Source organism: Vibrio sp. CB1-14, from assembly GCF_040412085.2.
In the GTDB taxonomy this organism is placed as follows: Bacteria; Pseudomonadota; Gammaproteobacteria; order Enterobacterales; family Vibrionaceae; genus Vibrio; species Vibrio chaetopteri.
The window spans coordinates 1,530,762-1,543,142 of record NZ_CP115920.1; the positions used below are offsets into that span (position 1 = coordinate 1,530,762).

11 protein-coding genes are annotated in these 12,381 nt (G+C 45.5%); 5 read left to right on the forward strand and 6 right to left on the reverse strand.

The window, feature by feature from the left end; genetic code table 11:
- The first annotated feature begins 44 nt into the window (after positions 1-44).
- From PG915_RS06950 to PG915_RS06960, 3 genes are all read left to right on the forward strand, one after another.
- Positions 45-284 carry a hypothetical protein gene (locus PG915_RS06950; RefSeq protein ID WP_353498453.1) on the forward strand — a complete coding sequence of 80 codons (240 nt, stop codon included), beginning with the start codon at positions 45-47 and terminating at the stop codon, positions 282-284.
- A gap of 187 nt (positions 285-471) precedes the next feature.
- A complete protein-coding gene (locus tag PG915_RS06955; RefSeq protein WP_353498454.1) occupies positions 472-1,491 on the forward strand; it encodes a DUF2804 domain-containing protein in 1,020 nt (339 codons plus the stop codon).
- Positions 1,492-1,519: 28 nt separating this feature from the next.
- Entirely contained in the window at positions 1,520-2,392 is an 873-nt protein-coding gene (locus tag PG915_RS06960; RefSeq protein ID WP_353498455.1) for a sterol desaturase family protein, read from the forward strand.
- Between the two features lie 110 nt (positions 2,393-2,502).
- Here the strand turns inward: PG915_RS06960 and PG915_RS06965 are convergent, their stop codons facing one another.
- From PG915_RS06965 to ubiG, 6 genes are all read right to left on the reverse strand, one after another.
- Positions 2,503-2,712, reverse strand: coding sequence for a hypothetical protein (locus tag PG915_RS06965; RefSeq protein ID WP_353498456.1), 210 nt, complete (start codon positions 2,710-2,712; stop codon positions 2,503-2,505).
- A 305-nt stretch (positions 2,713-3,017) separates the two neighbouring features.
- Positions 3,018-3,230: a transcription antiterminator/RNA stability regulator CspE gene (gene cspE, locus PG915_RS06970; RefSeq protein ID WP_353498457.1), complete on the reverse strand. Its 213-nt coding sequence runs from the start codon at positions 3,228-3,230 to the stop codon at positions 3,018-3,020.
- Between the two features lie 278 nt (positions 3,231-3,508).
- On the reverse strand, positions 3,509-3,784 hold the full coding sequence (gene yfaE / locus PG915_RS06975; RefSeq protein ID WP_353498458.1) for a class I ribonucleotide reductase maintenance protein YfaE: 276 nt from the start codon (positions 3,782-3,784) through the stop codon (positions 3,509-3,511).
- On the reverse strand, positions 3,784-4,917 hold the full coding sequence (gene nrdB, locus PG915_RS06980) for a class Ia ribonucleoside-diphosphate reductase subunit beta (RefSeq protein WP_353498459.1): 1,134 nt from the start codon (positions 4,915-4,917) through the stop codon (positions 3,784-3,786). Before nrdB ends, yfaE begins: the two co-directional genes overlap by 1 nt.
- Before the next feature lie 89 nt (positions 4,918-5,006).
- A complete protein-coding gene (nrdA, locus tag PG915_RS06985; RefSeq protein ID WP_353498460.1) occupies positions 5,007-7,295 on the reverse strand; it encodes a class 1a ribonucleoside-diphosphate reductase subunit alpha in 2,289 nt (762 codons plus the stop codon).
- 548 nt (positions 7,296-7,843) lie between these two features.
- Positions 7,844-8,554, reverse strand: coding sequence for a bifunctional 2-polyprenyl-6-hydroxyphenol methylase/3-demethylubiquinol 3-O-methyltransferase UbiG (gene ubiG, locus PG915_RS06990; protein WP_353498461.1), 711 nt, complete (start codon positions 8,552-8,554; stop codon positions 7,844-7,846).
- Positions 8,555-8,944: 390 nt separating this feature from the next.
- On the opposite strand from ubiG, the gene gyrA reads away from it, so the two are divergent.
- Both gyrA and PG915_RS07000 read left to right on the forward strand, forming a co-directional pair.
- A complete protein-coding gene (gyrA, locus tag PG915_RS06995) occupies positions 8,945-11,578 on the forward strand; it encodes a DNA topoisomerase (ATP-hydrolyzing) subunit A (protein ID WP_353498462.1) in 2,634 nt (877 codons plus the stop codon).
- A gap of 216 nt (positions 11,579-11,794) precedes the next feature.
- A complete protein-coding gene (locus PG915_RS07000; protein ID WP_353498463.1) occupies positions 11,795-12,361 on the forward strand; it encodes a sugar O-acetyltransferase in 567 nt (188 codons plus the stop codon).
- Positions 12,362-12,381: the final 20 nt, after the last annotated feature.

A 12,381-nucleotide genomic window follows, 5' to 3' on the forward strand; every position in this document is an offset into this window, starting at 1 on the left:
TCAATGTTCACCCTAAATATAGTGGTGTGCAGGAGGGGGGAGATATGATCCAACAATCTAAAATAAGAGTGTTTTATCAAGTAGCTAATGAGCAAATCATGCTTGGTGAAGCGTTCAGTAAAAAGTATGGTGATATAGCAGCTATGTGGTTGAAGGCTCCTATGGAAGAAATCCTGTCCGACGATGGTTTCCGAATCTCGCTTTATGACGATGGTGGTCGTCATGTCGCCGATAAGAGCGTATCTATGGGTACCGCCGATTCAATTTTGTCGACAGTCGATTAAAAAAATTCATTCCTTTTGGGCTGACCTATGCGTCAGCCCTTTCTTTTTGTGCCACATTATTCACGTTGTTCTTAACGAATTTTATTGAAACTGTGATCGCTTTGGTGCTTTTGCTCTAACGCTCGTCTAGAACATAGAATTTGACTCATACTTGTACAATCTATCACCACACTATAGGTGTTCGAGTATGGAACTCTCGTCAATTCAGCAAATTAAAACCTTAATCGATGAGACTGGTCGCCCATTGCAGGGATATCTCACTTCAATACCAGAGCAGCTGGACGTAGAGAGTTTTCGCTATTTCTCTACCATGGACAAACAGCGCAGTTCGGTCGCTAAGTATTTCCACTACAAACAGTTCCAGTTCATTAGCGTGTTTACGCCAGATTATGTCATTGGGTTTGCCATTGCTGATATACGTTATGTAGGCAACAGCTTCTGTTATCTCTATGACATCAAGCGAGATGAGTTGCTTGAACAAAGTTGGCTTCGGCCTTTGGGGCTCGGCTACACGATGACGCCGTCGCCTTGGCAAGGGAAAGCCGTATTTAACGGTGGTGTTCTCGCTTTGCAAATCGAAGAAGGTGTTTGGAGTGTAGTCGTTAAGTCTAAGCATTTCTCTATGGACATCACTCTGACGCCGCCCAGTCATGACAGTGCTCCAATCATGGTGTGCTCACCGACTGGTTACTCAGGCTGGACCTATACTCAGAAGCACAATGCGCTGGATGTCTCTGGCAGTTTGAGTGTAGCTGGCAGTTCAGTGTCGCTGAGCAATGCGCGGGCTGGCTATGACTTTTCTGCGGGGTTTATGCGCCGTGAGACAAGTTGGCGTTGGGCGAGTATCAGCGCAGATTCTAACGGAACCCGAATAGGGTTAAACCTCGCGGCAGGCGTGAATGAAACTGGAGTGAACGAAAATGCCTTATGGATAGATGGGCAAAGAATACTTCTTCCTGCTGTACTGTTTGAATTTGACCGTCAAAATCCAGATTCTGCCTGGCGAATTTATGATTCTAATGGACAGATTGACCTTCGCTTTAGCCCCAAGACCGTGCGTAAGGAGCAACTCAATCTGTGGTTACTTAAAAGCAACTTTCGCCAATTTATAGGTATGTTTTCTGGGACTATTTCATTATCAACCGAAAAGACCTATCAGATCGAGAACGTATTGGGTCTGACGGAAGATCATTACGCCAAATGGTAAACGTTGACCCGAGAGAGTAGAAAAAAGGATGAGTATGGAAACCCTCGCCGACAAACCTGAATTGTTATTAATAGCTCTAGCACCCATTTTTATTCTCATGATGGGACTGGAGTATTGGTTTGGGCAAAGAAGCGACAAACTACCAGCATCAGCGCGATACACTGTTAAAGAGTTAGTCTGTAATTTTTCTCTAGCGGGACTACATCAACTGTCTGACTTATTGGCGGGTTTGTTCATCGCTAAGCTTTATTTGCTTGTGTTTGGGTGGAAACTATTTGATATAGAAATGTCGCTTACGATGTTCCTGTTACTCATGGTGCTACAAGATTTCTTTTACTACTGGTTTCACCGCGCCAGTCATCGAGTGCGTTGGATGTGGGCGGCTCATGTCGTTCATCATAGCTCAGAGAACATGAATTTCAGCACCGCGTTTCGCCAAAGCTTAATGTATCCGCTGGCTGGCATGTGGTTATTTTGGATGCCCCTCATCATTATTGGCTTCGAACCTAAATGGGTAGTGTTCGTGGTTTTGCTTAACTTGGGGCTTCAATTCTTTGTACATACCCAGTGGATTCGTAAACTTGGCCCTTTAGAATGGGTGTTTAACACGCCCTCCCATCACCGAGTACATCATGGGGTCAATGCTCAGTATATCGATAAGAATTATGCTGGCATATTAATTGTTTGGGATCGTATTTTTGGGACGTTTGAACCAGAAGTTGAAGAGGTTCGATATGGTATCAGTAAGCCGGTGAATAGTTTTAACCCTTTTGTGGTTACGTTTCGTGAGTGGAATGAAATAGTGAGAGCGCTGTCTCGAAGAGACATGAGCTTCAAGCAAAAAATGACGATTGTCTTATCGCCACCAACAGACAGAGATGTGGGTAAAATAGTCAAGTAAGGTTTGAATCTCACTATAGAAGTCGGCTCAACGAGGGCACCTTCTAACGGTACGAGTTGGCTATAGTGAATTCACATGAAAAGCTTAAAGAATCTGGGGTGAGGAATGCCCTAGGTTAACAGGGAAAAGTGACCAATAATCTGTTCATGTCGGTCTGTGATCACTCCACATTGGGTAAGTTCACAGTAGCTGAAGTCTATATGTAAGTCTTTGGTTCTCGCTTTACTTAGAAAGTGTCTAAGTAAGATATCGCTATTGAGTTGATGTGTTTCGGTTTCCCAAATGTGGTTATCGATGGTGGATTTGAATACTATTTTCATGAATCTCCGATTTTAAATTTCTGGTATGTTTGCTTGCTTCACGATTTTGATAAAACCAGAAGCGCTTTCTGCCGATGGAACGAGACATAATTTGCCTTATTAGTTGGTTTGAATATAGGTGTAGTGCACTCAGTGTTATAGATTAACTCAGTGAGCTTGCTTGTTGAAAAATGTGTAGCGAGAACTTAGAGAGGTTGGACTGTGCTAGAAGATTTCGAGAGGCTTGCAGTACGGGAGCGATTAATTACTGAGCGGTAAGCAAACAAGTGGAACAGTCAGCAACCGCTCCACTTGTTTTTGAACTATTACAGAGCTACAACGTTTGCAGCTTGCAGGCCTTTTTGGCCTTGTTCTACTTCAAAAGACACTTTTTGGCCTTCTGTAAGTGTTTTGAAGCCTTCAGATGCGATAGCACGGAAGTGAACGAATACGTCTGCACCGCCGTCGTCTTGAGATAGGAAGCCAAAACCTTTCTCTTCGTTAAACCATTTTACTACGCCGTTTACTTTGTTAGACATGATGTGTCCCTTATTACTTAAAAAATTGATGCAAAATTGCATGAACTGCTGGGTTTAGACTTATTAAATACATCGATGAAGCATAGGGAAACACTGAGGATTACAACAATAACGAAGAGATTCTGAGAGTTTTACTTTTACAACTGAAGATTTCACTTAATACCGCTAAACAGCAGAAGGGGCTCAGTATGGGGCTTACTTCACCGGATGTAAAGGAATAATTTGTAGTTAAAAGTAAAAAGCGGCTCGATTGAGCCGCTTTTATGAGAGGTGCTGAACTAAGCACGCTTCTTTATTTGATGCGCAATATTGTCGAGCTGAATGTCAGTTTTCGCACGACAAATACAAGGCAAAATCTCGTTTGCTTGTGTGTAAGCCATCGCAAACCCTACGTACTCCACTTCGCCAGAGACCAATGTGCAGCGACAGGCACCGCAGTGACCATCTCGGCAGTTATACTCTGGCTCTAACCCAGCTTGTTCCATTGTCTCTAGGACGGTGTTGGAAGGGTTAGACTCGATCGTGGTGATAGAGTTTATCTTGATGGTTGGCATTAAAGTTCGAAGCCCTCAAAGTCGTCTGCGCTTACTTCGTTGTCGATTTGACCGACAAGGTAAGAACTGATTTCTGCTTCTTGCGGTGCAACCTGTACGTTATCAGAAGACAGCCAAGCATTGATCCAAGGAATTGGGTTCGATGTTGCTTCTGGGTAAGCGGCACCAAGACCAACGGCCTGCATGCGAACGTTGGTGATATATTCAACGTATTGGCATAGGATGTCTTTGTTTAGACCAATCATAGAGCCGTCTTTGAACAGGTACTCTGCCCACTCTTTCTCTTGCTCTGCCGCTTCTTTGAATAGGTCGAAACAGTCTTGCTTGCATTCTTCAGCGATTTGCATGAATGAGAAATCGTCTTGACCGTTGCGAAGCAGGTTAATCATGTGCTGAGTGCCAGTTAGGTGCAGCGCTTCATCGCGAGCAATAAGCTTGATGATTTTCGCGTTACCTTCCATCAGCTCACGCTCTGCAAATGCGAACGAGCAAGCGAAACTCACGTAGAAACGAATCGCTTCTAGTGCGTTCACTGACATCAGGCATAGGTACAGCTTTTTCTTCAGGTCGTACAAGTTAACTTTAACTTCTTCGCCTTTGATGTTGTGCGTACCTTCACCGAAACGGTGGTAGTCGTTTGTCGCTTGAATCAAGTCATCGTAGTAATGTGCGATGTCTTTCGCACGCTTTAGGATGTGCTCGTTTTCAACGATATCGTCAAAAACCACACCTGGATCGTTAACGATGTTACGAATGATGTGCGTGTATGAACGAGAGTGGATAGTCTCAGAGAACGACCATGTCTCGATCCACGTTTCTAGCTCAGGCAGTGACACAAGCGGTAGCAAAGCGACGTTAGGGCTACGACCTTGAATCGAGTCTAGAAGCGTTTGGTACTTCAGGTTACTGATGAAGATGTGCTTTTCATGCTCTGGAAGCTTGTTGTAGTCGATGCGGTCGCTTGAAACGTCCACTTCTTCTGGACGCCAGAAGAAGCTAAGCTGCTTTTCGATCAGCTTTTCAAAAATTTCGAATTTTTGTTGGTCGTAACGCGCAACGTTGACTGGTTGACCCAGGAACATAGGTTCTTTAAGCGCGTTATTTTTAGTTTGGGTAAAAGTACTGTAAGCCATGATGCTGCAATCCTTTTTAAGCCCTTCCCTCACAAGGAAGGGCAGAGAAATCTAATCTTAAATGCTGTATTGAATGTGTGCTTTGCACATTAGATCTTACAGCCACCGCCTGCACAATCGTCGTCTTGCTCGACCACTGCTGCTTTGTCGTTCTGGTCGTCTTTCGCGCCGTCACGAGTATTATGGTAGTAAAGTGTCTTCACACCAAACTTATACGCAGTTAGCAGGTCTTGAAGCAGTTTCTTCATTGGCACTTTGCCACTATCGTAGACGCTAGGGTCGTAGTTAGTGTTGGCAGAGATAGCTTGGTCAACAAACTTCTGCATGATACCGACAAGGTGCAAGTAACCATCGTTACCACCGATGTTCCACAGTAGCTCGTAGTTCTCTTTTAGGTTGGCAAAATCTGGCACAACCTGCTTCAGGATACCGTCTTTCGACGCTTTCACTGATACGTAACCACGCGGTGGCTCAATACCGTTGGTTGCGTTAGAGATCTGCGAAGAGGTCTCTGAAGGCATTAGCGCAGTCAGTGTTGAGTTACGTAGACCGAACTCCATGATTTCTGCACGTAGCTCATCCCAATCGTAATGAAGTGCTTCGTCACACACGAGATCAATGTCTTTCTTGTACGTGTCGATTGGCATCAAGCCTTTCGCGTAGTTTGTCTCGTGGAACGATGGGCAGCGACCTTGCTCTTTTGCAAGCTCGACAGACGCTTTCAGTAGGTGGTACTGAATCGCTTCGAACGTGCGGTGAGTGAGGTTGTTTGCGGAACCATCCGAGTACTTAACACCATTTTTCGCCAGGTAGTAAGCGTAGTTAATCACACCAACACCCAGAGTACGGCGGTTCATGGTTGAACGGTATGCCGCTGGTAGTGGGTAGTCTTGGTAATCGAGCAGTGCATCAAGTGCACGAACCACTAGGTCAGACAGATCTTTCAGATCGTCAAGCTCGTTAATCGCACCCAAGTTGAATGCAGATAGCGTACATAGCGCAATCTCACCTGATTCGTCTTCCACGTTTTTCAGTGGCTTAGTTGGCAGTGCAATCTCAAGACATAGGTTAGATTGACGAACTGGTGCAACCTTCGAGTCAAACGGGCTGTGAGTGTTACAGTGGTCGACGTTTTGGATGTAGATACGACCGGTAGACGCACGCTCTTGCATCAGTAGCGAGAATAGCTCGACCGCTTTCACCGTCTCTTTCTTAATTGACGGATCGTTCTCGTACTTAACGTATAGACGCTCGAACTCATCTTGGTCTTCGAAGAATGCGTCGTAAAGACCAGGAACGTCTGATGGCGAGAACAGCGTAATGTTGCCGCCTTGAACAAGACGTGCGTACATCAGTTTGTTCAACTGAACACCGTAGTCCATGTGACGTACACGGTTCTCTTCAACACCACGGTTGTTCTTAAGAACCATTAGTGATTGTACTTCGCCGTGCCACATAGGGTAGAACACCGTCGCCGCACCGCCACGCACACCACCTTGAGAACAGCACTTAACCGCTGTTTGGAAGTATTTGTAGAATGGAATACAGCCAGTGTGGAACGCTTCGCCGCCGCGGATTTCAGAACCCAAAGCACGAATACGACCCGCGTTGATACCGATACCTGCGCGTTGTGATACGTAGCGTACGATAGAGCTTGCCGTCGCGTTAATAGAATCTAGGCTGTCACCACACTCAATCAGAACACAAGAGCTGAACTGACGAGTAGGGGTACGTACACCAGACATAATTGGTGTAGGTAGAGAAATTTTAAATGTCGATGTTGCATCATAAAAGCGCTTGATGTAGTCAAGACGCGTCTCTTTTGGATACTTGCCAAATAGACAAGCCGCAACAAGGATGTATAGGAACTGTGCACTTTCGTAGATTTGACCGCTTACACGGTTCTGTACGAAGTATTTACCTTCCAGCTGTTTGACCGCAGCGTAAGAGAAGTCGTGATCGCGAGTGTGGTCGATGTAATCGTCCAGCTCTTCAAGCTCAGCTTTAGTGTAGTCTTCAAGCAGGTGCGCGTCATACTTACCCATTTCAACCATTTTCGACACATGGTCGAACAGCGCTGGTGGCTCATACTGACCGTACGCTTTTTTACGTAGGTGGAAGATAGCCAAGCGAGCTGCTAGGTATTGGTAGTCTGGTGCGTCTTCAGAGATAAGGTCTGCTGCAGACTTGATGATAGTTTCATGGATGTCAGACGTTGTAATGCCATCGTAAAACTGGATGTGAGCCTTAAGTTCCACCTGCGATACAGAAACGTTGTCTAGGCCTTCGGCAGCCCATGCGATAACGCGGTGGATTTTTTCGAGATCAATACTTTCTTTGCGGCCATTACGTTTAGTAACGGAAAGTTGCTGGTTCATTCTGAGGTGTTCCCTAACAAAACAATATGAAACCTTGCTTTTATGAAATTTTGTTGAGTCTTAGCGAAGGCTTCGTGATCAATGTCACCCTATGAAAATTGGCTTCCAACACAAGATATAGGGGTCATTTGGTTTACGGGTTACAAGATAGTGCTATATAGCGAGATTTTCAAGTTCGGCGATTTGAGGAAACTGTGGATAACTAGGGGAAAGAAAAAAATACGTTAGTAGATACTTACCATGGAAGTTAGACCCGTATTAGTTGTACAAAAACACGTGCTAGCAGATCGGTTTCGTTTTAAACAATGTGAAAAAAAATTCCTTGATCTTTGGCAAGTTTTGGCTGTTATTGATGAGGAGATTAAAAGTGCGATTTCAGTACACAAAACCGACGAAAGTGTCTTGTTTTTGTAAACAAATTGTGGCCGCTAGTTAACGTGATTTGCAGCACTAATTTGGCGTGCAATTTCCGCTCGCCAAATTGGTGCTGGTACTAGATATTGTGTTTGATTAGTTCGTGTCTATGACCAACTAATACACTGCAGCCTTTAGAGAGACTTTTCAGTGTAGACGATGTAGTTAACGTCTACACGTTTACCTAACTTGTAGCTATCCGTTAGCGGATTGTAGGAGAGGCCGGTGATGCCTTTTTCAATCAGCTCGGTGGCATCAATCATCTTAATAAGCTCAGAAGGCTTGATGAACTTGTCATGGCTATGAGTGCCGTCTGGAACAATTTTAAGTAGCTTCTCAGCACCAACAATGGCAAACAAGTAGGATTGTAGGTTGCGGTTAAGCGTAGAGAAGAACACTTGACCACCAGGCTTGACGAGTTTGGCACAAGAAGCAATAACGGATGCTGGATCTGGAACGTGCTCAAGCATTTCCATACAGGTCACTACGTCGTATTTACCCGCGTTTTCGGCAGCATGCTCTTCAACCGTGCTTTGAACGTAGACGAGCTTAGTGCCAGTCTCTAGGGCATGTAAACGCGCGACTTCCAGTGGCTCCTTGCCCATATCCAGGCCAGTGACATTAGCACCTTGCTTGGCCATGCTCTCTGCCAAGATACCGCCACCACAACCCACATCGAGTACGGTTTTGCCGAAAAGGCCATTGGCTTTTTCTAACACATAGTTAAGGCGCAGTGGGTTGATTTGATGCAGAGGTTTAAACTCGCCCTCTAGGTCCCACCAACGGCTTGCCATCTCTTCAAATTTTCTGATTTCGTCTAGATCGACGTTTTGTTGCTTATCCATCTGTGCCAATTCTCTGTTCCGACAATTCTGTGTTCCGATTAACTTTAGCTCCGTTCATGCGTAGTTCTGTTCAAACGTAGCTCCGGCCATTTTTCACACCGGTATGGCGCGGAAGTATACCGCAATTTCAATTGGGAAAACCTACCCAGTGAGCATAATTGGTGCATTTGTGGCTTGCGGCCTACTTAGCTCGAACATTTTGAGTGTTTTTTCGCCATTTTTCAGAGCCATAGATTCAAAATGTGCAAATTGTGGACGTTTGAATCACAACCAAGGTCACAACATAATAAAAGGGAAGGGAAAGTGATGCCGAACCCACTATTCTTGTGTTATATTTTGTCACCTTATACGTATCAATATACGATCAAAATATAGAGGGATATTGGCTCTATGAGCGATCTAGCTAAAGAGATCACGCCCGTAAACATAGAAGATGAGCTGAGAGGCTCATATCTCGACTACGCGATGTCAGTTATCGTGGGTCGTGCTCTTCCAGATGTGCGTGATGGCCTAAAACCAGTACACCGCCGCGTTCTGTTCGCGATGAATGTGCTAGGTAATGATTGGAATAAACCATATAAAAAGTCTGCCCGTGTTGTCGGCGACGTAATCGGTAAATATCACCCACACGGTGATAGTGCTGTATACGACACTATTGTTCGTATGGCTCAGCCGTTCTCGCTTCGCTACATGTTGGTAGATGGTCAAGGTAACTTCGGTTCCATTGATGGCGATTCAGCGGCGGCAATGCGTTATACCGAAGTCCGCATGGCTAAAATCGCTCATGAGCTATTAGCAGACCTAGACAAAGAAACCGTTGACTATGTTCCTAACTATGATGGAACAGAGCAAATTCCAGCGGTTCTGCCGACTAAGATTCCAAACCTACTAGTAAACGGTTCTTCTGGTATCGCAGTAGGTATGGCAACCAACATTCCACCGCATAACCTCAATGAAGTTATCGATGGCTGTTTGGCATACATCAAGAACGAAGACATCTCGATTGATGAGCTTATGGATTACATCCCGGGCCCAGATTTCCCGACAGCGGCACTGATCAGTGGTCGTAAAGGCATCATCGATGCTTACAAGACGGGTCGTGGTAAAGTCTACATGCGTTCTAAAGCAGAGATCGAAGAAGACAAGAATGGCAGAGAAACCATCATTGTTACCGAGATCCCTTATCAAGTGAACAAGGCTCGCCTAATCGAAAAGATTGCAGAGCTTGTTAAAGATAAGAAAGTAGAAGGCATTAGCGCACTACGTGATGAGTCTGATAAAGACGGTATGCGCATTGTTATCGAATGTAAGCGTGACGCAGTAGGTGAAGTGGTTCTAAACAACCTGTACTCACAGACTCAGCTACAAACTACGTTCGGCATCAACATGGTTGCCCTAAACAATGGTCAGCCACAGCTGTTCAACCTTAAGGACATGCTGAAGTGCTTCGTTGATCACCGCCGTGAAGTTGTGACTCGTCGTACTATCTTCGAACTTCGTAAAGCAAGAGACCGTGCTCATATCCTTGAAGCGCTATCCCTAGCCCTTGCGAATATCGATGAAGTTATCGAGTTGATTAAAAACGCACCAACACCTGCAGAAGCAAAAGTTGGTCTGGTTTCTCGTGGTTGGGAACTAGGTAGCGTAGCATCAATGCTAGAGCGTGCCGGTACTGACGCGGCTCGCCCAGACTGGCTAGAAGACCAATACGGCATCCGTGATGGTCTGTACTACCTAACTGAGCAACAAGCTCAAGCGATTCTAGAACTTCGCCTACACCGTCTAACCGGTCTAGAGCATGAGAAGATCCTAGAAGAGTACAAAGCACTTCTAGAAGAGATTGCAGAATTAATGCACATCCTTTCTAGTACAGAGCGCTTGATGGAAGTGATCACCGAAGAGCTAGAAGAAGTTCAAGCGACCTACGGTGACGAGCGTCGCAGTGAAATTACGGCTGCCGTTCATGACATTGATATGGAAGAGCTGATCGCTCGTGAGGACGTAGTAGTAACGCTGTCTCATGAAGGTTACGTAAAGTATCAGTACCTAAGCGACTACGAAGCTCAGCGTCGTGGTGGTAAAGGTAAGAGTGCGACTAAGATGAAGGAAGAGGATTACATCGAGCGTCTGCTTGTTGCTAACACTCACGACAACATCTTGTGCTTCTCAACTCGCGGTAAGACTTACCGTCTGAAAGTATATCAATTGCCACAAGCGAGCCGTACTGCTCGTGGTAAGCCTATCGTTAACATTCTTCCACTAGAAGAAGGTGAGCGTATCACGGCTATCCTGCCAGTGTCTGAATTCAGCGCTGACAAGTTCATCTTCATGGCGACTGGCGACGGTACAGTGAAGAAGACATCACTAGACCAGTTCTCTAACGTACGTGCTAACGGCCTAATCGCTGTGAACCTGCGTGACGATGACTCGCTGATTGGTGTGGATATCACTAACGGCGACAGCGATGTGATGCTGTTCTCGAAGCAGGGCAAAGTGGTTCGCTTTAGCGAAGACAAAGTCCGTGCAATGGGTCGTACAGCGGCAGGTGTTCGCGGTATGAAGCTAGCTGACGATGACCAAGTTGTGTCTCTGATTGTTCCTTCAAACGAAGGCGACATTCTAACCGTGACACAAAACGGTTACGGCAAGCGTACTGAGCTTGAAGAGTACCCAACTAAGGGTCGTGCAACGCAAGGTGTGGTTTCAATCAAAGTCTCTGAGCGAAACGGTCCTGTGGTTGGCGCTGTCCAAGTTGAAGAAGGCGACGAAATGATGATGATCACCGATGCAGGTACGCTAGTACGTACTCGCGTTGCAGAGGTGAGCCAAGTCGGTCGTAACACTCAAGGCGTAACACTAATCCGTACGGCTTCTGATGAGTCTGTAGTGGGTCTACAACGCATCGATGAAGTGGAAGAGCTAGCGGAACTTGAAGGTGAAGAGGGTACCGAAGGCGCGGTAGCAGATGCTGCAGCAACCGATACTCCTGAAGCACCAGCAGCGGACGACGCTTCTGAAGAGTAATCAGATACTCGAATGATAGAAAACCTGCCTTATGGCAGGTTTTTTGATCTAATCACTTCAATTAGTTATCTATATCGCTACATGTATTTATGCCAAAGTCTTTCTGAAAACTCGGTTTGATTAGCTTTCTACTCGCGTGTAGAGATGGATGAAAAGCGATGTGGGAGAGTGCTACAATGCCGCTCATAATAACTCACTAAGAACTAAAGAGATAACATGACCGAATTTGAAAAGATGCTTGCTGGCGAAGAGTTTGATGGTGGCTCGGAGAGCATTAATAAAATCCGTCAAAATGCAGCGGATTTACTACAGGCCATCAATCAAAATACTAACGAAGCGCAACGTGGTGAGCTGTTTCAGCAACTCATGGGGAGTATGGATGGATCTAGCATTATTCGTTCACCTTTTTACTGTGAGTTTGGTAAAACGATTTCGATTGGCAAGAAAACCTTCCTCAACATGAATATCACCATACTCGATGGCGCGAAAATCACCATTGGCAACAACGTGTTGATTGGTCCCAATACCCAGTTCTACTGTGCAAGTCACGACTTAAACTACTTAAAACGCCGCAGCTGGGCGACACAATGCACCCCCATTGCCGTCGAAGATGATGTGTGGATTGGGGGCAATGTGGTGATAAACCAAGGTGTGACTATTGGCGCTCGCTCAGTGATTGCAGCGAACTCTGTGGTTAATTCTGATGTACCACCAGACTCGCTTTACGGTGGCACGCCCGCCAAGTTTATTCGAAAGATTCACGAAAATGAGCAGGAGAGTTAGAGTCTTTCTTGTATAGAAAA